Source organism: Mesorhizobium liriopis (genome assembly GCF_024053505.1).
GTDB classification, from domain to species: domain Bacteria; phylum Pseudomonadota; class Alphaproteobacteria; order Rhizobiales; family Rhizobiaceae; genus Mesorhizobium_B; species Mesorhizobium_B liriopis.
In genome coordinates, this window is the sequence record NZ_JAMXQS010000001.1 from 73,269 (window position 1) to 92,486 (window position 19,218).

Genomic DNA, 19,218 nt, shown 5'->3' on the forward strand with positions numbered 1-19,218 from the left:
CTCATCGGGTGGGTGCCTCGAAGCCGATCAGGCGATGACGGATCTTTTCGGTCACGAGGTCGATCACGACCACGGTCGCGATGATCATCAGAAGGATCGCGCTCACATCGGTGTAGTAGAAGTTGCGGATGGCGACGAGGAATTCCTGGCCGATGCCGCCCGCCCCCACGAAGCCCATGACGCCCGCGCCGCGCACATTGATCTCGAAGCGCAGCAGCGAATAGGAGGCGAAGCCGGGCAGGATCTGGGGGACGATCGCAAAGCGCACCGCCTGCACCCAGCTCGCACCGCCCGAAAGCACGCCCTCGAAGGGCTTCATGTCGGCATTCTCGACCACCTCGGCGAAGAGCTTGCCGAGCGCGCCGGCCGTGTGGATGGCCAGCGCCAGAACGCCCGCCATGGGCCCCAGGCCGAAGGCGATCACGAAGAACAGGGCGAAGACGATCTCGGGCACCGTGCGGCAGAATTCCAGCAGCCGCCGCGCACCGAAGCGTAAGGAAGGGCTGGAAACGAGATTGGCGCTGGCGAGGAAACAGAGGGCGAAAGCGGCGATGCCGCCCATCAGCGTGCCGAGATAGGCGATGAGGATCGTCTCGCCGAGCAGCTTCGCCCAGCCATCCAAATTCCAGTACCAGGCCCGGATGTCCGCACCCAGCGTCGCCCAATGCAGGTCAGGCACGGTGCGCCCGACATAGGAGGTGAAGTTGCCGAGATTGCTGAAGAAGGTCGCCGGCCGCACTTCGGCGAAGGATGCGCTCAGAACCACCAGCACGAGCAAAACGGCGAGGCAGCCCAGCGTCACGAGGCGCCGGCGGCCGATCTCGTTTTTGTAGCGTTGCGTGAGGCCGGCGAGCTGATGCTCGGGCAGGATGGAGATGGCGCGGGCCAAGGGCGGAGCTTTCGGGAAACCGAGATCGAAAGGAAACGCGGCCGGCTCGTGGGGAAGCCGGCCGCTTGACGGAAGCAACGATTACGAGCGCTTGCGCAGGTCGTCGTTGAACTTGATCATGTCGATGATGCCCTGGAAATCTTCGGCCTTGGTTGGCGCGAATTCCTGGTCCTTGCCGTCGGAGAGGCCGTCGAAGGCCGCCTTGTCCTTCTTGTTCATGTCGAGGAAGGCCTGCTTGATCTGCGCGCGCAGTTCGGCGGGAAGGCTTTCGAGCGCGGCATAGGGGCCTTCGGGAAGGAGGTCCGACTTGAACACGACGCGGAAGTCTTCCTTCTTCATCGGGTTGCCGTCGGCGTCCTTGAGCACGCCCTTGGTGATCATGCGGGTGAGGTTGGAATCGTTTTCAGTGTTCCAGGAATTGGCGGCTGCATCGACGGTGCCCTGCGCAAGAGCGAGAACCGCGTTGTCGTGCGAGCCGGCATAAACGCTCTGGCCGAAGAACGTGTCCACGTCATAGCCAGCCTTGTTGAGGAAGAAGCGCGGCGCGTTGTTGCCGGACGTCGAGTTCGGATCGACCAGCGCGAGCTTCTTGCCCTTGAGATCCTCGATCTTCGTGTACGGGCTCGAAGCCAAGGTATAGATCACCGAGTAATAGCCGGTCACGCCGTTCTCGTGGCGGGCGAGCGCGAGCGGCTCGGTCTTGACGCCGGTCATCACGGCACGGGCATAGGAGGCCGGGCCGTAGAAGGCGATGTGGATGTTGCCGGCGCGCTGGCCCTCGATCACCGCGGCGTAATCATTGGCGACGCGCAAGGTGACCTTGGTGCCGAGTTCCTTGGAAAGGTAATCGGCGAGCGGGGTGTAGCGGTCGGTGGTGGTCGAGGCGTTTTCCGCCGGGATCACGCCGAGCACGAGCTCGGGAAACTGCGATTTCCAATCCTGGGCGAAGGCACCCGAAGTGGCGAAGGTTGCGGCAGCGGCAGCTGCGAAAGATAGCACGGTCCTGCGGGAGAACATGTGAAGCTCCTGGTTTCAGACGATCTGAGGTCTTGTTGTTGAGGCGTTTGCTCGTGGAAGCGGTTGCCGGGTCAGGCAACGACCGCAGCGGGACGAGCGGCCCGCGCGGCAAAATCGATCTGGTTGGCAGCCGGGCCGACCACTTCATGGGCCTCGATGCCGTAAAGTTCGCGCGCGGCGAAATCGCTGAGCGTTTCGGGGGCGCCGTCGAACACCACGCGGCCGGCCGACATGCCGACGAGGCGCGAGCAATAGCTCTTGGCGATGTCGAGTGAGTGGAGGTTGCACAGCACGGTGATGCCGTACTGCTTGTTGATGCGGGCAAGCGCGTCCATCACGACCCGCGTGTTGCGCGGATCGAGCGAGGCGATCGGCTCGTCGGCCAGGATGATCGAAGGCTCCTGAACGAGCGCGCGGGCGATTGCCACGCGCTGTTGCTGGCCGCCTGAAAGCTGTTCCGCGCGCTGGGCTGCGAACTGGGCGATGTCGAACTGCTCCATCACGGAAAGCGCCATCGCCTTGTCCTCGTCGGCCCAAAGGCGCAGCACGGAAGATGTGATCGAGGTCTTGGCAAGGCGGCCCATCAACACATTGGTGAGCACGTCGAGGCGCCCGACCAGGTTGAACTGCTGAAAGATCATCGCGCATTCGGCGCGCCATTCGCGAAGGGCTTTGCCTCTCAGCGCGCCGATGTCGCGGTTGTCGTAGCGGATCGTGCCGCTGGTGGTGTCGGCCAGACGATTGACCATGCGCAGAAGCGTGGATTTCCCCGCACCAGACCGGCCGATCACGCCGACGAACGAACCCGCCGGGATTTCCAGCGAGACCTGATCAACGGCCAGTTTTGAGCCGAAGCGGCGCGTGACACCATCGAGAACCAGCATGCCCGAACCCCTTGGCTTCCAGTCGATGGGTCTTTTGGGTAGGCCGGTCGTGCAACAGTTTCGTGACGTTAGCCGGGTTCGAGCTTGTCACGAGAGCGACATGCGTTTGTGAGAACGGGCCCCGTTTTAAGGGAAGAGGGGCGGCTCGCATGGCGGCTAAGAAACTGGGGCTGGAGCCCGTGATCGACGCTTCCGCTCGCGTGACCCGCTCGGAGCTTGGAGCCTATACGGAGATCGGCGCCCGCACGCTTTTCACCGAGTCCGCGCTCGGCGATTATTCCTATGTCGTGCAGGACTGCGAGATCATCTACTCGTCAATCGGCCGCTTCACATCGATCGCGTCCCATGTGCGGATCAATCCGGGCAATCACCCGATGGGGCGAGCCACGCAGAGCCATTTCACCTATCAGGCCTCGGCCTATTTCGAGGGCGAGACGGATGAGGAAGGCTTCTTCGACTGGCGTCGGTCGAAGCCCGTCGAGATTGGTCACGATGTCTGGATTGGTCATGGGGCGGTGGTTCTGCCGGGACGCAGGATCGGCAACGGTGCCGTGATCGCGGCCGGGGCCATCGTCACCAAGGACGTTGCGCCCTACACCATTGTCGGCGGCAATCCGGCACGGTCGATCAGGCCGAGGTTCAGTGAGCGAATCACAGCGGACCTTGAGGCCTTGGGGTGGTGGAATTGGTCGCATGAGGCATTGCGCGAAGCGTTGCCCGACTTACGTACACTCGGCGCGGAGGACTTCGTTTCTAAATACGCGTGATAACCCACAGCGCTCGGTTGAGTGACACAACGAATTTCACGCGTGAAATCGGCGGTGTTCGAATTTAAAAGGGGCATTCGAAACGCAGATGCTGCTGTCGCCATATGCCACGACACAGACTGCCTGAACAGGAATTCGACCATGGACATGCGCAGCCCGCGCGCGACCTTCGACTGGCGCGACCCGTTTGGTCTGGAGAACCAGCTCACGGAAGAAGAGCGCATGGTGCGCGAGACCGCGCGTGCATATGCCGAGGACAAGCTCCTGCCGCGCGTGCAGGAGGCGTTTCGCCATGAGCGCGTCGATCCGTCGATCTTCGCCGAGATGGGATCTCTCGGCCTGCTGGGCCCGACGATCGGTGAGGAATATGGCGGGGCGGGGCTGAATCATGTGTCCTACGGCCTGATCGCGCATGAGGTGGAGCGGATCGATTCGGGATACCGCTCGATGATGAGCGTGCAGTCCTCGCTGGTGATCGTGCCTATCGACGCCTTCGGCTCGGAGGAGCAGAAGCAGAAATATCTTCCGCCGCTCATCAAGGGCGAGAAGATCGGCTGCTTCGGCCTGACCGAGCCCGACCATGGCTCCGACCCCGGTTCCATGGCGACGCGGGCGAGGAAGGTCGATGGCGGCTATCTTCTGTCGGGCTCGAAGACCTGGATCTCCAATTCGCCGATCGCCGACATCTTCGTGGTCTGGGGCAAGACCGAAGACGGGCTGATCCGGGGCTTCATTCTTGAGAAGGGCTGGAAAGGCCTGTCCGCGCCGGCCATCCATGGCAAAGTGGGCCTGCGCGCCTCCGTCACCGGACAGGTGGTGATGGACGACGTGTTCGTGCCGGAAGAAAACATGCTGCCGGGCGTAACCGGGCTCAAAGGCCCGTTCACCTGCCTCAACTCGGCACGTTTCGGTATCGCCTGGGGCGCGCTGGGTGCTGCGCAGTCGTGCTACGAGACGGCCCGCCAATATGTGCTCGACCGCAAGCAATTCGGCCGGCCGCTTGCGGCCAACCAGTTGATCCAGAAGAAGCTCGCCGACATGGCGACCGAGATCGCGCTTGGCCTTCAGGGATGCCTGCGGCTCGGGCGCATGAAGGACGAGGGCCACCCGCCGGTGGAGCTGACCTCGATCCTCAAGCGCAATTCTTGCGGCAAGGCGCTGGAGATCGCGCGCAATGCGCGCGACATGCTGGGCGGAAACGGTATTTCCGACGAGTTCCCCGTCGCGCGCCATCTGGTGAACCTCGAAGTGGTCAACACCTATGAGGGCACACACGACATCCACGCGCTCATTCTCGGCCGCGCCATCACCGGCATCCAGGCCTTCGCCAACTGAGCGTTTGTCCCACCCCTGCCGAACAGCCTCGAAAGTGGTTTGGCAGGGGCGCCACTTCACAATTGCTCCGAGCGCGCCAGTTAAAAGCGTCGCGCCCCCCATGCCCTGATGGCATTCGCGGGCTGCAGCGATTTCAGGTTTCGGTGCGGCGTTGGACAATCAAGACACTTCCACCCATCAGGGCAGAGCTGACGAGACGGCAGACGAAGCGAACCTCAAAGCGTTGGATGGGCAAAGCCCCCAGCAATCCAAATCCGATTCCCCGCCGAAGCCCGAGCCGAAGCGTCCTTCCTTCATCAAGCGCCATCCCGGCCGGGTACTGCTCGGACTGATCGTGCTCGCAGCGCTCGCCGTCGCCGGCTATTTCATCTGGCTCGTCTTCTTCCATCCATATGAGAGCACCGACGACGCCTTCGTGGATGCACGCTCGTTCTCGGTCGCCACCAAGGTCTCCGGCTTCGTGTCGGAGGTTCTGGTCGAAGACAACCAGCATGTGTCCGTCGGCGATGTGATCCTGCGTATCGACCCGGTCGATTACGAAGCCTCGCTCGCGCAGGCCAGGGCCACGCTCGAAGGCGCGCAGGCTTCCGTGCAAAGTGCCGAGGCGCAGATTTCGGCTGCCAAGACCACCGTCGAGCAGCGGCGGGCGGAGCTCGAATCCGCCAATGCCGCGCTTCAATATGCCAGCGATGAAGCTGCCCGCCTCCAGGCGCTGCAGAAAAGTGGCACGGGCACCGTGCAGGCTTCCCAGCAGGCGACATCGAACCGCCAGCAGGCACAGGCGGGCGCCTCACAGGCGCAAGCGGCGATCAACTCGGCCTTGCGCAATGTGGATGTGGCCCAGGCACAGAAGGCCAACGCGGTCGCAACCCAGCGTCAGGCGGAAGCCGCGCAGAAGGTGGCCGAGCAGAACATCGCCTATACGACCATCACCGCGGCTCAGCCCGGCCGCGTGGTGCGTTTGACGGGTGCCAAGGGCCAGTTCGTGGATGCGGGCCAAAGCGTTGCGATGTTCGTACCCGACGAAATCTGGGTCACCGCGAACTTCAAGGAAACGCAGATCACCGACATGCGCCCCGGACAGGCGGTGGATGTGGTGATCGATGCCTACCCGGATCATGAACTGAAGGGCAAGGTGGACTCCGTCCAGCCCGGTTCCGGCACGGCCTTCTCGCTGCTTCCAGCCGAGAACGCGACCGGTAATTATGTGAAGGTGACCCAGCGCGTGCCGGTGAAGATCGTGGTCGATCGCTGGCCGGAAGACGTGTCGATCGGACCGGGCATGTCGGTGATCCCGACCGTTACCGTTCGCCCGCGCGACTGAGGCTCCCATCGTGAGCGCGGCAGCAGGAGGAATGGGCGCGCGGGCTTCTGCCGGTGCGAAGAACCCATGGATCGTCGCGATGGTGGTTTCGCTCGCGACCTTCATGGAAGTGCTCGACACCACCATCGCCAATGTCGCGCTGCGCTATATCTCGGGCGGCCTCGCGGTGAGTGCGGATGAGGCTTCTTGGGTCGTCACGACTTATCTCGTTTCCAACGCCATTGTGCTGGTTGCCTCCAGCTTCGTCGCCAAGCGCTTCGGCCGCAAGCGTTTCTATCTCGGCTGCCTGGCCGTCTTCACGCTGTCTTCGGTGCTTTGCGGCTTTGCCTGGAACCTCGAATCCCTGCTGCTTTTCCGCGTGATCCAGGGATTCGCGGGCGGCGGCATGGTGCCCGTGTCGCAGTCGATCCTGACCGACTCGTTTCCACCCGCCAAGCGCGGTCAGGCTTTCGCGCTTTTCGGCGTGGCGGTGGTGGTGGCACCCGTCGTCGGTCCCACGCTCGGCGGCTGGCTGTCCGACAACCTGTCCTGGCACTGGTGCTTCCTGATCAACGGCCCTGTCGGCGTGATCGCCTATTTCCTCGTGCGAGCGACCGTGGAAGACCCGGAAAGCGCTCAGAAGGAGCGTGCCGAGATGCGAAAAAAGGGCATCCGCTTCGACCTCGTGGGCTTCATCCTCGTCGCCACATTCCTCGGCGCGCTGGAACTCGTTCTCGACCGTGGTCAGGTCGAGGACTGGTTCGATTCCACCTTCATCATCGTTTCCACCGCCGTCTGCGTCGGCTCGCTTTTGATCGCAATTCCATGGTTCATGACAAAGGATCATCCGGTGATCGACGGCACCTTGATCGTCAGCCGGCAGTTCGGCTCATGCATGTTGGTGATGGGCGCGACCGGCGCGATCCTGATCGCGAGCACGCAATATATTCCGCAGATCCTGCAGGAGAATTACAGCTACACCGCCACCTGGGCCGGCTTGGCGCTATCGCCCGGCGGCATCGTCACCATGATGATGATGTTCGGTGTCGGGCGGCTGAATTCTCTGGTCCAGCCCAAATATCTGATCGCCATCGGCGCGGGGATCATCGCGATTTCGATGTATAATCTGACGCGGGTCTATGCCGACCTCAATTTCGGGTTCTTCGCCTGGGCGCGTATCTATATCGGCCTCGGCCTGCCGCTGATCTTCATTCCGATCACCTCGGCCTCCTATGACGGCTTGCGGCGCGATCAGACCGACCAGGCTTCGGCGCTCCTCAATGCCTCGCGCAATGTCGGCGGTTCGATCGGCGTGGCGATCGCGTCCAACACGCTGGCGCATCGCGAGCAATGGCACCAAAGCCGGCTCGTGGAGCATGTGGTGCCATCCGAACCGTCTTATGTGAACGCGGTCGCGCAAGCGACGCGCTACTTCATCGACCGTGGCGTGGGCGCTGCCGAGGCACAGTCGCGTGCGATGGCGCTGATCGGCCGGCAGGTGGCCGTTCAGTCATCCTATCTCGCCTATATCGACGTCTTCTTCGTTCTTGCCATGGTCTCGGCTGCGGCCGTCCCGCTCGCGCTCATCCTGCGTAATGTCGATATGCACAAAGGCGGCGGTGGTGGGGGCGGCGCCCATTAGAGGTTCGCGCCACGCCCATGAGCCTGAAAGCTCTCCAGGTCATGCGATAGACTGCTCTGACCATAAGCGTAATAGCCGCGACCGGACGTGCCGTAGGCCTGGCGATAGTCGAAACCATCCAGGTCCACCTTCGACAAGGCTGCGCCCAGAATGGTGCCGCCCGCGATACGCAAACGTTGAAGGGCGTTGCGTGCGACGCGGCGTGACACGCTTCGCGCCGAAACGACCATCAGGGTCTCGACCTCGCCATCATCCATCTCAAGCGCGATCCCACATTTCGCGAAGTCATCCCATCCAAGCTTTTCGAAGCCATGGCCATGGGGGTGCCGGTCGTGCTCGGGCTGGAAGGCGAGGCCGCGGAGATCGTGGAGCGTCATGAGATCGGAAGCGTCATCGAGCCGCAAAATGCCCGGGCGATGGCGGCGGCCATCAAAGAACTCGCAGCCGACCCGCAGCGCCGGGCAGAAATGCGCGCGAATGCCGGTCGCGCGTCCCTCGGCTATGAACGCAAGCGACTTGCCCTGAATATGCTGGAGGTTGTGGCGGACGCGGTTGCCCGCCACCAACCGCGACGGAGGCCGTCGCCTGCAAGGCGTCCATGGTGGGCACGCTAGTGAAAGAAAATGGGCCCGGAAAGTCTCCGAGCCCAAGAACGTCGTAGGAGGCGTTGGACGATTATTCTGCCGTCGCTGCCTTCTTGCGGCCACGACGGGCGGGCTGGACCTCGGCCTCGACAGGTGCACTGTCTTCCACGCCGGCATCACCCTCAGCGGCCTTGCGGCCCAGGCCGAGCTTCTTGGCGAGCTCCGAACGGGCGGACGCATAGTTCGGCGCCACCATCGGATAATCGCGCGGAAGATTCCACTTCTCGCGATACTGTTCCGGCGTCATGCCATAACTGGTCATGAGGTGGCGCTTCAGCGATTTGAACTTCTGCCCGTTCTCGAGGCTGACGATATAGTCGGGGAATACCGAGCGCTTCGGATTCACCGCAGGCACCAGTTCTTCCTTCGGCTCAGGCTGTGGCGAAGCCAATGCCTGCAGCGCCGCGCTCACATTGGCGATGAGATTGGGCAATTCCGCCATCGGCACCGGATTGTTGCCGACATAGGCGCTCACGATATCGGTCGTCAGTTCCAGATGGTTTTGGTCATTATCGGACATTGAATAAGCCTTCGAGAGTCAATTGAGGTCCATCGATCCGAGCTTCTGTCAGGTCTGAATACGAAGAACACCTTCCGCCCCCAAGTCTTGCTGAAAGCAATCTTCCCCACCGAACGGCGGATCGACTTCTTTCACGAATAATCCCTGATCTCAAGTGTCGTGCGAAGAAATGAGCAACAAATTTGTTGGTCTAAGAAACGGATGGGTGCTCTTGGTATCGTCCCTAGCGAGGGAATGTGCTTCAGACAGCAAAAAGTGCAAGTCAAAATTGCGAGAACCTTTGACTTGGGAGGTGGCTAGAGTGGAATGCGCAAATTGAGTGTCGCAAATCGGTACACTCTTATTTGCTTCGCCAACGGCAGCATTTCGAAAAGGCTCCAAGTTTATGAAACCGATTTCAAGGATCTTGTCATGTGGCTTCGTGTAGATGGCTGTAAGCCGTAGAAAGATGCCGGAGCTGGTGGCCGCAATTTGCTAAGCGCATAGGTGGCCGAACCGTTCATGAACTGGGATTTTGCTCAGAAAATAACCAGTCACAAAGAACAATGGTCGGAAATGCTTTCAGGGAACTGTTTGTAAGTTAGGCGAGACCGGTGAGTGAAACTTCCGAGCATTGGAGGGTTTCTGGAAGGTTTCGCCTCCCATTTCTGCTTGCCGTCGAAAGTGCGCCATCTCGCTAAAATTTAGCGCAAATCTTGAATGATGGTGATACAACTCATCATTGCAGCGGGACGTCGCGAGATAGTCCCTCGATGATCGGGCATTCCGGTCGATCGTCTCCATGGCAAAGATCGACGAAGCGCCCCAGCATTTCGCGAAGGCTGAGAAGTTCGGCGACCTTTCGATCGATTTCGCCGAGCTTCGCGGTTGCCAAGGCCTTCACTTCGGACGATTCTCGCGCCTTGTCGTCGTAGAGCGACAGGAGTTGCCGGCATTCTCCGACCGAAAAGCCGAGCGAGCGTGAGCGCTGAAGAAATCTCAGCCGGTGCACGTCCTCGTTCGAGTAATCGCGATAACCGTTGTCGCTACGCTCCGGAACAATCAAGCCGATATCCTCATAGTAGCGGATCGTCTTGGCGGGCAGGCCGGAGCGCTCGGCAGCGTGTCCGATATTCATGGTTCAAGCCTTCCTTTCATCTCCGAGCCTCAAACCGCGCAGCCGCAAGGCGTTGCCGATCACCGAAACGGAAGACAGGCTCATCGCAGCGGCTGCGAGCATCGGCGACAGAAGAACGCCGACAATCGGGTAAAGCACCCCGGCTGCGATCGGCACACCGAGACTGTTGTAGGCGAAGGCAAAGAACAGGTTCTGCCGGATGTTGCGCAGCGTGGCCTCCGCCAGGCTGCGCGCGCGCAGGATTCCGCCGATGTCGCCCTGCAGCAAAGTCAGCCCCGCACTTTCCAGCGCTACATCCGCACCTGTGCCCATGGCGATGCCGACATGCGCGGAAGCGAGTGCCGGCGCGTCGTTCACTCCATCGCCCGCCACGGCAACCAGCCGGCCCTTGGCTGCCAGCCCATCGACGAGTTCCTTTTTGGCTTCCGGCGACATCCCGGCATGAACCTCGTCGATGCCGAGTTCGCGGGCGACCGCATGGGCCGTCCGCTCATTGTCGCCCGTCGCCATAACGATGCGCAGTCCTCTCGCGTGCAGCGCGCGGATGGTGCCGGCGGCGTTCGCCTTCACCTGGTCGGCGACGGCCACGATGCCTGCCGGCTGGCCATCGACTGCCAGGAACATCGCGGTACGGCCTTGGTCGCCAAGCCGATCAGCCTCCGCGGAAAGTGCGGAGGGATCGGCGCCGACTGTCTGCATCAGCGCTCGATTGCCGAGTGCAACGGCCCGGCCACTGACGATCCCACGCACGCCCTGTCCGACCACCGCTTCAAAGCCTTCCACCGCCACCAGTTCGACGCCGCGCTCCTCCGCGCCGCGCAGGATGGCCTCCCCAAGCGGATGCTCCGAACCTCTTTCCAGGCTCGCGGCCATACGCAGCACATCGTTTTCGCTGAAGCCTTCGAGCGCCAGGATATCGGTCAGGCGAGGGCGGCCCTCGGTCAGCGTGCCGGTCTTGTCCACCACCAAAGTGTCGATCTGCGCCAGCCGCTCGAGCGCCTCGGCGTCACGAACCAATACGCCTTCGCGCGCACCACGCCCCATCGCCGTGGTGATCGACATCGGCGTCGCCAGTCCCAACGCACAAGGGCAGGCGATGATCAGCACGGAGACCGCGGCGATGATGGCATGCGCCAGCGCAGGCTCAGGTCCGAACAGGAGCCAGCCGAAAAAGGCGAGCGCCGCGACCCCCACCACGGTGGGCACGAACCATCCCGACACGCGGTCGGCAAGTGCCTGGATCGGCGCGCGCGAGCGTTGCGCGGTGGCAACCAGCGCCACGATGCGAGCGAGCACCGTGTCCGCTCCGACGAGATCCGCTTGGATCACCAGCGTGCCCTGCTTGTTGAGCGTGCCGCCCGTCACCGCGTCGCCTGCGGTTTTCTCCACGGGCAGCGGTTCGCCGGTCAACAGCGACTCATCCACCGAGGAGCGGCCTTCGACGACATGGCCATCCACCGGCACGCTTTCGCCAGGGCGAACACGCAGGCGTTCGCCCGCCACGATCTCGGCCAAGGGCACGTCCTCCTCGCGGCCGTCCTTGCCGATCCGTCGCGCTGTCTTGGGCGACAGGTCGAGGAGCGCACGAATGGCCGAGCCGGTCTGCTCGCGCGCTCTGAGTTCCAGCACCTGACCGAGAAACACCAAGGCTACGATCACACTCGCGGCCTCGAAATAGACCGGCACACCACCCTCATGCCCCCGCACGGTGTGTGGCAGTGCCTCGGGGAAAAGCAGGGCGAACGTGCTGAAGCCCCATGCCGCGCCCACACCGAGCGCAATCAGCGTCCACATGTTCGGGCTGCGATTGCCGATCGACTGCCAGCCGCGCCGGAAAAAGGGCAGGGCGGCCCAGAGCACGACCGGCGTCGCCAGCGCGAACTCGATCCACAAAGCCGTCTTTTCGCCGAGCCAGGCGCGAAAGGGCAAGCCGACCATCGGCCCCATGGTCAGAAGCAGGAGCGGCACTGAAAGGGCGGCACTCAGCCAGAAGCGATGGGTGAAGTCGGCAAGCTCGGGATTGGGCCCTTCCTCGTCTGTCGGCACGCCCATGGGCTCCAGCGCCATGCCGCAAAGCGGGCAGTCGCCGGGCTTGTCGCGCACCACTTCGGGATGCATCGGGCAGGTATATTGCGTGCCGGCCGGCATTGGCGCGGGCTTGGGCGCACCAGCAAGATAGGTGTCGGGCGAGACCTCGAACTTCGCCTTGCAGCCAGCCGAGCAGAAATAGAACTTCTGCCCCTCATGGCGCAGGAAATGCCGTGCGCTCGCGCGATCCACGCTCATGCCGCAGACGGGGTCCTTGGCGGAAAGATACTCTTCCGGCTTGGCGACGAACTTCGAGCGGCACCCTTCGCAGCAAAAGAAGAAGCTCCGTCCGTCATGCTCCGCGCTCGGCTTGCCGGCCGCGGGGTCGACCGTCATGCCGCAGACAGGATCGCGCACCACAGCAGGCGGCGCGTCGACTTTCGGCGCAGAACAGCAGATCTCGCCGTGATGGTGATGCCGGTGCGAAGAGTGTTCGGTCATGGCAGAAGCCTCATATCGGGCTTCCTAGATAGGGATTCCAGTTACTGGAAGGTCAAGGCAATCTGTTTCGCTTGACCTTCCACCTGCTGGAAGGCGCATCGGTAGGATGGAAGTTTCGCAAAAGGAGTTCCCCGTGCAAACACGTGCCCTGATCCTCTCCGTCCTGCTCCTCGTGGCCCCGCCCGCTTTCGCGCAGGAGAGCCATTCGAACGCGGATCATTCCGCCATGAACCATGCCGCGATGGAAGGCGCGTCCAAGGAATACATGGATGCGATGGCACGCATGAGCGAGGCGATGAACAAGATGACGATGACCGGCAAGGCCGACATCGATTTCGCGGAGATGATGATCCCGCACGATCAGGCGGCGATCGACATGGCGAAGAGCTACCTCGCGAGCGGCGACAACGATCCGGAACTCACCAGGATGTCGAACAAGATCATCGCCGCACAGGAGCGCGAGATCGGCATGCTCAAAAGCTGGCTCGCCAGGAACAGATAGGCTGGATCAGCGCGTCGGCAGCGGATCGGACGGACCGGGATCCGGTGGCAAGGGCTGTGGCGTCGGCGGCTCAGGGTCTGGGATCGGCTTGGGCGGGTTGGCTGGCATGGCAGCGCCTCCTTCGCCGCCATCAACCGTTTTGCGTAAGCTCGGTTCCCGCAGCCTGCATCAGCGCTGCCCGCACGCGCTCGCGCGAGAAGGGCAGGTCGGTCAGGCGCAGGCCCGTCGCATGGCGGATCGCATTGGCGATTGCACCGGCCATCGGCCCCTGTGCGGCCTCGCCCGAGCCCAGGAAAGGCTCTCCCGGACGGTCGATCACATGGACCTCGACCGAAGCCGGCACGCCGCTGAAGCGAAGGATCGGATAGGTGGACCAGTCGATGCCCGTCACCCGCGTGCGGTCGAAGGGCACGGCCTCGAATAAGGTCCAAGAGAGTGACTGCAGGATGCCGCCCTCGGTCTGGTTGCGGATGCCGTCCGGGTTCACGGCTTGCCCGCTGTCGATGGCACTCACCACGCGCTTGACCTGCACGCGTCCTGAAATCGGATCGATCTCTGCCTCCAGCGCGATCGCGCAATAGGCCGCGAAATTCTTGTAACGCGCAAAGCCGAAGCCCCGCCCCGTATTCTGCGGCAAGGGCTCGTTCGACCAGCCGAACCGTGTCGCAGCCTCCTCGACCACGGCTTTCGCGCGTAGGTCTTCGAGATGCTTCAAGCGGAACGCGACGGGATCGGTTTTCGCCAGCAGCGCCAGTTCGTCCATCGTGGACTCGATGGAAAATACATTCGCATAGGCGCCGAGCCCGCGAAGCGCGGAAACGCGTAGGGGCATGTCCTTGAGGAAATGCCACACCACCTGTTTCGAGGGCGACACATAAAGCGGCACGGAATTGCGGTCGCCATTGCCCGACTTGGTGATCTCGAGTTCCGGCTCTTCCGGCGCGAAGCGTTTGGCGCTGTGCCGGCCCGCGAGCAGTGCGCCGGCCGGGCCGGGGCGCGTCGAATGGGTGTTCGACCACAGCTCGTAGTTCCACTCGCTGATTTGGCCCGAAGCATCGATGCCGGCACGCACTTGGGTGACCATGGCCGGCCCGAGAGGCTCCCAGCCATGTTCCTGCTCGCGCATCCATTGCACGCGCACGGGGCGGCCCGGAAAGCGTTGAGCGATCAGCGCGGCGTCCGCTGCCGCATCGTCCGCTCCGTTATGGCCGTAGCAGCCCGAGCCCTCGCGATGAACCACGCGCAAGCGATCGGGCCCCAGTTCCAGCATCTCGCCGATTGCCTTCTGGTCCGGATAGACGCCCTGCGTGTGCGACCACACCGTCATGCGCTCGTCTTCCCAAAGCGCCACGGCACATGAGGGCCCGATCGAACCATGCGCCTGATAGGGCCGCGTGAAGCTCGCCTCATAGGTGTGGGCGGATGGAACAGGCGTCCCTTCGCTCGCCACCGTGCCGTCCTCGCGCGGCAGCTGCCGCAGGAAGTCGGGCAGGGCCGAGCTGTCGGGAAGCGTTTCGCTCTCGCTCCATTGCGCAGCCTTGGCGAGCATGCGCATGGCCTTGATCGCGCGGAATTCCTTATCGGCCACCACCGCCAGAAAATCGCCGTCGCGCACCACGCCGACGACACCCGGCATCGCGTCCACGCCTGCCGTGTCGACAGCCTGAAGCTGTGCGCCATAGCTTGGCGGGCGCACCACGCGCGCATGAACCATGCCCGTCATGCGCATGTCCTGCACATAGGCCTCGCCGCCCGTCACCTTGCCCGGAATGTCGATGCGCTGCATCGACTGGCCGATCTGCCTGAGCTGGTCGGGCGCCTTGAGCGGGCTCTGCGGCTGCGCTTCCACATGCAGAAGCGTGCTGGACACGAGCGCGCCATAGCTCAGCGTTTCACCGTTCGGCGCGATCACCGAGCCGTTTTCGGCCCGCAAGGTAGCGGGGTCGAGGCTCCATCGGCCCGCAGCTTGGCCGATCAGAAGCGCGCGGGCCTGGGCCGCCGCATTGCGCACGGCGGTCGCCGAATTCGGCATGGACTGGCTGCCGGCCGTGTAGCCCTCGTTCGGTGTCTGGCCCGTATCGGCCGTGATCATCTCGATGGCGCGCGGCTCCACCTCCAGTTCTTCTGCCGCCACCTGCAGGATGGCCGTCTTCACGCCTTGGCCGAGTTCGGCCTTGCCGGTGAACACCTTGATCGAACCGTCCGCCTCGATCCTGATCCACGAGTCGAGGAAGGGGCTTTGCGCCAGCGCACCGGGTAGCTCGGGCACAGCCTCCTTCGGCGCGCCGCCTGCGACCTCGCCCTCCTGCGCGAAGGCGCGGCTCATAGAGAAAGAAACGACGAGCGCGCCCGCGCCTTTCAGAAGCCCACGTCGGGAAAGGGCGTTCATGCGCCGCCTCCACGCTTGAGATCGCGTGCCCGCGCCACGGCCTTCAGGATGCGCGAATGCGTCCCGCAACGGCAGAGATTGGCTTCCAGCGCATCGCGGATTTCAGTGTCGCCCGCGTCTGGATTGCGCCGCACAAGCGCTTCCGCCCGCATCATCATGCCGGGAATGCAGTAGCCGCACTGCGCCGCCTGCTCCTCGATGAAGGCCTGTTGCATCGGTCCCGGCTTCCCGACCGTGCCCAAGCCTTCGACGGTCGTGATCGAACGGCCCTCGAGAAGCATCAGCGGCGTCAGGCATGACAGAACGGGCTTATCGTCCACAAGCACCGTGCACGCCCCGCATTGCCCGAGCCCGCAGCCATATTTCGCGCCATTGAGCGCGAGATCGTCGCGCAGAACATAGAGCAGTGGCGTATCCGGCTCGGTCTCGACGCTCTGCTCCTTGCCGTTCACACGCAGCGTCACAGCCATGGCGTCGTCCTCACGCTGGAATCGGTCGGAGAGGCAGCCGTGCCATCCGAGCGGTAGAGCGGCACGCGCGTCTTGCCCGATATCGTGTCCTCGACGCGCGTCGAAAGGTCGGGCCAAGCCGGCTGGTCGGAAAACTCCTCGCGCAGATAGGCGATGAGGTCGGTCAGCTGACCCGCATCGAGTGCGCCCGCGAAGCCGGGCATGATCGGCCCGCCTTCGCCTTCCGGCGCGGGCAACCCGTAAAGCGAAACATTGATGATGTTCTGCGGGCTCGGTGCGTTGACCGCCGTGCTCAAATGAAAGTTTAGGCCGCCATGCGGCAGGGCGCGTCCGCTTTCGTGGCAGGACGCACAAGCGGATTGATAGATGGCCTGGCCGCGTGCGCTAGCGGAAGAGGGGATGGCTTGGCTGTCGGCAGTCGGTGCCGCAGAGGCCGGCGTGGCCTCGCTCGTCTCCCCGGCTTTCGCCAATGCCTGTTCGCCCTTAGCGATCCGTTCAGGCGAAGGCGTGCCCATGCGGTCGGCGACATAGGCTGCGAGCGCGGAAACATCTTCGGGCGCCGCCACGCCGAGATTGGTCGTGACCGGCGCCATGGTGCCGCGTGACACGCCACGGATCTGCTGAAACCCGTTGGCGAGATAGAAGGCGAGCTTCTCTTTGTCCCACGGCACCGGCGCGGGCGACTTCTCGTTGATGGCATAAGCATGCCAGCCCTCGAGTTCGGCCCCGTCCCAATGCTGCTCGGCGATCTCCGCGCCCAAGGCATTGCGTGGCGTGTGGCAGGCGCCACAATGGCCAAGACCCTCCGCCAGATATTTTCCCTGGTTCCACGCCGCGTCATGCGCGGCATCCGGCTGATAGGCGCCGGGCCTGAAGAAAAGCATCTTCCAGCCTGCCACGAGCATGCGGTGATTGATGGGGAAGGGGAGGCTGTTTCCGGGCGTCGGCGCATCCACCGCCGGAAGCGACATCAGATAGGCGTAAAGGGCCCGGTTGTCCTCGTCACTCACCAGCGTGAAGTGGTCATAAGGGAAAGCCGGATAGAGGTGGTTGCCTTCCCGATCCACGCCCTCGCGCATCGAGCGCCCGAACGCAGCTTCCGACCAAGTGCCGATACCGCTGTTCCGGTCCGGTGTGATGTTGGTGGAATGGATCGTGCCGAATGGCGTATTGAGCGCCAGCCCCCCTGCGAAAGGCTTGCCGCCGGGTGCGGTGTGGCACGTCACGCAATTGCCGATCGCCGCAAGCTGCTCGCCCCTCGCACGGAGCGCCGGGTCGATCTGCAGTTGCGCTTCTTGAGCAGGGATCTCACTTTTCCAGGCATAAGCGACGAAGCCGCCCACGGCGATGAGAACAAGGACCGTAAGCCCGAGGAAGATGCGGCCGAAGCGCATGGAGCGAGATCATCTCCCGTGGCTGAAACTGGCTTGGGAAAAGAGCGAACGTAATCTCGGCAGGTTGGTTGCGTTGTTCGCTGCGCGAATAACGCGGGTGTGAAGCAGGAGCGGTCATGGAAAAGGGCGCCCCGAAAGGCGCCCCACTGAAAATCAGCCGAACAGCACTGCCGCCTTCTGCAGCGTGATCCACACGCCCCACAGGATCGGAATGCCGACCGCTGCCCATGCCAGCATGGCCTTGGCGTCGAAGCCGCCCGTTCCAATGCCGAACGAGCCCGTTGGTCCGGCATTCGCCGCCACCGTCTTGGCCTGCAAGGCTGCGACCTCTTCCTTGGACATGAACCACTTCTCGTCGAGCGGCCTGACCAGCGCGTTCGCGACGAGACCCAGCGCCAGCATGCCGGCGAGAATGTACATCGTTCCGCTGTAGAGTGCGGGGCCCGACACGCCGGCCGCGACCTGTGCCTCGCGAATGTAGTTCACCACCACCGGGCCCACGATGCCGGCCGTCGACCATGCCGTCAGCAGGCGCCCATGGATGGCCCCCACGAACTGCGTGCCGAAAATGTCGGCCAAGTAGGCCGGCACGGTGGCAAAACCGCCGCCATACATCGACAGGATGATGCCGAAGGCGAGCACGAACAGCACCTTGTTGCCGCTCTCCGCAAAGGTCGGCGCGAGCGCGTAGAGCACGATGCCGATGATGAAGAAGCAGTAATAGGTGTTCTTGCGTCCGAGCTTGTCAGACAGCGAGGCCCAGAAGAAGCGCCCGCCGATGTTGAAAAGCGAGAGCAGGCCGGTGAAGCCGGCGGCAATCGCCGCGATCGAAGCCTTCTGCGAGGTGTCGAGCTGGGAGAAGGAAAGCTCGGGCAGGCCGATCAGGCGTCCCCCGAAGATTTCCTGCAGCATGGGCGAGGCCATGCCGAGCACGCCGATGCCCGCCGAGACGTTGAGGCAGAGCACGGCCCAGATCAGCCAGAACTGCTTGGTCTTGTGGGCGTCGCGCAGGTGCACATGGCCGGCGGTCACCATCGTGCCGCGCGCCGCTGGCGCCGTCCACCCTTCGGGCCGCCAGCCTGCGGGTGGGATGCGATAGCCGAAAGCGCCGGCCATCATGAACACGAAATAGATCGCCGCCATCACGACGAAGGTTTGCCAGACGCCGACGGATTCCGCCGACTTGAAGCTGTTCATCAGCATGTCGGCCAGGGGCGCACCGATCATCGCCCCGCCGCCGAAGCCCATGATCGCCATGCCGGTCGCCATGCCGCGACGGTCGGGAAACCATTTGATGAGCGTCGAAACGGGCGAGATGTAGCCGAGGCCCAGGCCGATGCCGCCGATCACGCCGGCACCCAGCCACATCAGCCAGAGCTGGTGCAGGTAGACGCCGAGGGCTGCCACCAGAATGCCGCCGCACCAGCAGAGCGCCGATACGAAGCCCGCCTTGCGCGGACCCACGCGCTCCAGCCAGCCGCCCCAGATCGCCGCCGAGCAGCCGAGCAGCACGAAGAACAGCGTATACATCCAGCCGAGATCGGCCACGCGCCAGTCGCAGCTGGTGGTGAACAAGGCCGATGCGAGCGTCAGCCCGTCACATGCCGCCGGCTGGTCGATCCCGACCGCACGCGACAGCGGCAGCCAGAACACGCTGAAGCCGTAAGCCATGCCGATACAGAGGTGGATGGCCAAAGCCGCCGGCGGAACCAGCCACCGGTTGAAACCGGGTCTGGCGACGATGCGCTCCCGGTCGAGTAGTCCCGCGTTCGATGTGCCGGCCCCCGCCAGCCCGGATACTGCCATTGTCTAAGCC

17 protein-coding genes are annotated in these 19,218 nt (G+C 63.4%); 6 read left to right on the forward strand and 11 right to left on the reverse strand.

What is annotated here, in order from left to right:
• Position 1 precedes the first annotated feature (1 nt).
• The 3 genes from phnE to phnC form a co-directional block, all read right to left on the reverse strand.
• A complete protein-coding gene (gene phnE, locus NGM99_RS00385; RefSeq protein WP_252815070.1) occupies positions 2 to 889 on the reverse strand; it encodes a phosphonate ABC transporter, permease protein PhnE in 888 nt (295 codons plus the stop codon).
• A gap of 81 nt (positions 890 to 970) precedes the next feature.
• Positions 971 to 1,906 (reverse strand): phosphonate ABC transporter substrate-binding protein, encoded by a 936-nt coding sequence (gene phnD / locus NGM99_RS00390; RefSeq protein WP_252815071.1) that lies wholly within the window; start codon positions 1,904 to 1,906, stop codon positions 971 to 973.
• 71 nt (positions 1,907 to 1,977) lie between these two features.
• Positions 1,978 to 2,790 (reverse strand): phosphonate ABC transporter ATP-binding protein, encoded by an 813-nt coding sequence (phnC, locus tag NGM99_RS00395; protein WP_252815072.1) that lies wholly within the window; start codon positions 2,788 to 2,790, stop codon positions 1,978 to 1,980.
• A gap of 149 nt (positions 2,791 to 2,939) precedes the next feature.
• Here phnC and NGM99_RS00400 point away from each other — a divergent pair, with 149 nt between their 5' ends.
• The 4 genes from NGM99_RS00400 to NGM99_RS00415 all read left to right on the forward strand — a co-directional run bounded on the left by NGM99_RS00400 (position 2,940) and on the right by NGM99_RS00415 (position 7,837).
• Complete coding sequence (locus NGM99_RS00400; protein ID WP_252815073.1) at positions 2,940 to 3,557, forward strand: LbetaH domain-containing protein; 618 nt, start codon at positions 2,940 to 2,942, stop codon at positions 3,555 to 3,557.
• Positions 3,558 to 3,704: 147 nt separating this feature from the next.
• A complete protein-coding gene (locus NGM99_RS00405) occupies positions 3,705 to 4,892 on the forward strand; it encodes an acyl-CoA dehydrogenase (protein ID WP_252815791.1) in 1,188 nt (395 codons plus the stop codon).
• A 151-nt stretch (positions 4,893 to 5,043) separates the two neighbouring features.
• A complete protein-coding gene (locus NGM99_RS00410; RefSeq protein ID WP_252815074.1) occupies positions 5,044 to 6,216 on the forward strand; it encodes an HlyD family secretion protein in 1,173 nt (390 codons plus the stop codon).
• A gap of 31 nt (positions 6,217 to 6,247) precedes the next feature.
• Positions 6,248 to 7,837 carry a DHA2 family efflux MFS transporter permease subunit gene (locus tag NGM99_RS00415; protein WP_252815793.1) on the forward strand — a complete coding sequence of 530 codons (1,590 nt, stop codon included), beginning with the start codon at positions 6,248 to 6,250 and terminating at the stop codon, positions 7,835 to 7,837.
• On the opposite strand, the gene NGM99_RS21675 is transcribed toward NGM99_RS00415, so the two are convergent.
• Positions 7,834 to 8,094 carry a hypothetical protein gene (locus NGM99_RS21675; protein ID WP_353937358.1) on the reverse strand — a complete coding sequence of 87 codons (261 nt, stop codon included), beginning with the start codon at positions 8,092 to 8,094 and terminating at the stop codon, positions 7,834 to 7,836. The two genes, NGM99_RS00415 and NGM99_RS21675, sit on opposite strands and share 4 nt — an antisense overlap.
• Positions 8,095 to 8,154: 60 nt before the next feature.
• Between NGM99_RS21675 and NGM99_RS21680 the strand changes: the two genes are divergently transcribed.
• Positions 8,155 to 8,451, forward strand: coding sequence for a glycosyltransferase (locus NGM99_RS21680; protein WP_353937365.1), 297 nt, complete (start codon positions 8,155 to 8,157; stop codon positions 8,449 to 8,451).
• Between the two features lie 61 nt (positions 8,452 to 8,512).
• On the opposite strand, the gene NGM99_RS00425 is transcribed toward NGM99_RS21680, so the two are convergent.
• From NGM99_RS00425 to NGM99_RS00435, 3 genes are all read right to left on the reverse strand, one after another.
• Positions 8,513 to 9,001 (reverse strand): Ros/MucR family transcriptional regulator, encoded by a 489-nt coding sequence (locus NGM99_RS00425; RefSeq protein WP_252815076.1) that lies wholly within the window; start codon positions 8,999 to 9,001, stop codon positions 8,513 to 8,515.
• Positions 9,002 to 9,719: 718 nt separating this feature from the next.
• A complete protein-coding gene (cueR, locus tag NGM99_RS00430; protein ID WP_252815077.1) occupies positions 9,720 to 10,118 on the reverse strand; it encodes a Cu(I)-responsive transcriptional regulator in 399 nt (132 codons plus the stop codon).
• A gap of 3 nt (positions 10,119 to 10,121) precedes the next feature.
• On the reverse strand, positions 10,122 to 12,647 hold the full coding sequence (locus NGM99_RS00435) for a heavy metal translocating P-type ATPase (RefSeq protein ID WP_252815078.1): 2,526 nt from the start codon (positions 12,645 to 12,647) through the stop codon (positions 10,122 to 10,124).
• Between the two features lie 133 nt (positions 12,648 to 12,780).
• Between NGM99_RS00435 and NGM99_RS00440 the strand changes: the two genes are divergently transcribed.
• Positions 12,781 to 13,149: a DUF305 domain-containing protein gene (locus NGM99_RS00440; RefSeq protein ID WP_252815079.1), complete on the forward strand. Its 369-nt coding sequence runs from the start codon at positions 12,781 to 12,783 to the stop codon at positions 13,147 to 13,149.
• A 130-nt stretch (positions 13,150 to 13,279) separates the two neighbouring features.
• Here the strand turns inward: NGM99_RS00440 and NGM99_RS00445 are convergent, their stop codons facing one another.
• The 4 genes from NGM99_RS00445 to NGM99_RS00460 all read right to left on the reverse strand — a co-directional run bounded on the left by NGM99_RS00445 (position 13,280) and on the right by NGM99_RS00460 (position 19,208).
• Complete coding sequence (locus NGM99_RS00445) at positions 13,280 to 15,538, reverse strand: xanthine dehydrogenase family protein molybdopterin-binding subunit (protein ID WP_252815080.1); 2,259 nt, start codon at positions 15,536 to 15,538, stop codon at positions 13,280 to 13,282.
• A complete protein-coding gene (locus tag NGM99_RS00450; protein ID WP_252815081.1) occupies positions 15,535 to 16,008 on the reverse strand; it encodes a (2Fe-2S)-binding protein in 474 nt (157 codons plus the stop codon). The genes NGM99_RS00445 and NGM99_RS00450 overlap by 4 nt, the downstream gene beginning before the upstream one ends.
• Entirely contained in the window at positions 15,999 to 17,402 is a 1,404-nt protein-coding gene (locus tag NGM99_RS00455; RefSeq protein ID WP_252815082.1) for a cytochrome c, read from the reverse strand. Before NGM99_RS00455 ends, NGM99_RS00450 begins: the two co-directional genes overlap by 10 nt.
• A 153-nt stretch (positions 17,403 to 17,555) precedes the next feature.
• On the reverse strand, positions 17,556 to 19,208 hold the full coding sequence (locus NGM99_RS00460; RefSeq protein ID WP_252815083.1) for an OFA family MFS transporter: 1,653 nt from the start codon (positions 19,206 to 19,208) through the stop codon (positions 17,556 to 17,558).
• Between the last annotated feature and the right edge of the window lie 10 nt (positions 19,209 to 19,218).

Excerpts from the sequence above, each read along its gene's own strand:
- NGM99_RS00445 (WP_252815080.1), bottom strand. The coding sequence starts at position 15,538 with ATGAACGCCCTTTCCCGACGTGGGCTTCTGAAAGGCGCGGGCGCGCTC.
- NGM99_RS21680 (WP_353937365.1), top strand. The coding sequence starts at position 8,155 with ATGGGGGTGCCGGTCGTGCTCGGGCTGGAAGGCGAGGCCGCGGAGATC.
- NGM99_RS00450 (WP_252815081.1), bottom strand. The coding sequence starts at position 16,008 with ATGGCTGTGACGCTGCGTGTGAACGGCAAGGAGCAGAGCGTCGAGACC.
- NGM99_RS00460 (WP_252815083.1), bottom strand. The coding sequence starts at position 19,208 with ATGGCAGTATCCGGGCTGGCGGGGGCCGGCACATCGAACGCGGGACTA.
- NGM99_RS21675 (WP_353937358.1), bottom strand. The coding sequence starts at position 8,094 with ATGGATGATGGCGAGGTCGAGACCCTGATGGTCGTTTCGGCGCGAAGC.
- NGM99_RS00405 (WP_252815791.1), top strand. The coding sequence starts at position 3,705 with ATGCGCAGCCCGCGCGCGACCTTCGACTGGCGCGACCCGTTTGGTCTG.
- phnD (WP_252815071.1), bottom strand. The coding sequence starts at position 1,906 with ATGTTCTCCCGCAGGACCGTGCTATCTTTCGCAGCTGCCGCTGCCGCA.
- cueR (WP_252815077.1), bottom strand. The coding sequence starts at position 10,118 with ATGAATATCGGACACGCTGCCGAGCGCTCCGGCCTGCCCGCCAAGACG.
- NGM99_RS00435 (WP_252815078.1), bottom strand. The coding sequence starts at position 12,647 with ATGACCGAACACTCTTCGCACCGGCATCACCATCACGGCGAGATCTGC.
- NGM99_RS00425 (WP_252815076.1), bottom strand. The coding sequence starts at position 9,001 with ATGTCCGATAATGACCAAAACCATCTGGAACTGACGACCGATATCGTG.
- phnC (WP_252815072.1), bottom strand. The coding sequence starts at position 2,790 with ATGCTGGTTCTCGATGGTGTCACGCGCCGCTTCGGCTCAAAACTGGCC.
- NGM99_RS00400 (WP_252815073.1), top strand. The coding sequence starts at position 2,940 with ATGGCGGCTAAGAAACTGGGGCTGGAGCCCGTGATCGACGCTTCCGCT.
- NGM99_RS00455 (WP_252815082.1), bottom strand. The coding sequence starts at position 17,402 with ATGCGCTTCGGCCGCATCTTCCTCGGGCTTACGGTCCTTGTTCTCATC.
- NGM99_RS00415 (WP_252815793.1), top strand. The coding sequence starts at position 6,248 with ATGGGCGCGCGGGCTTCTGCCGGTGCGAAGAACCCATGGATCGTCGCG.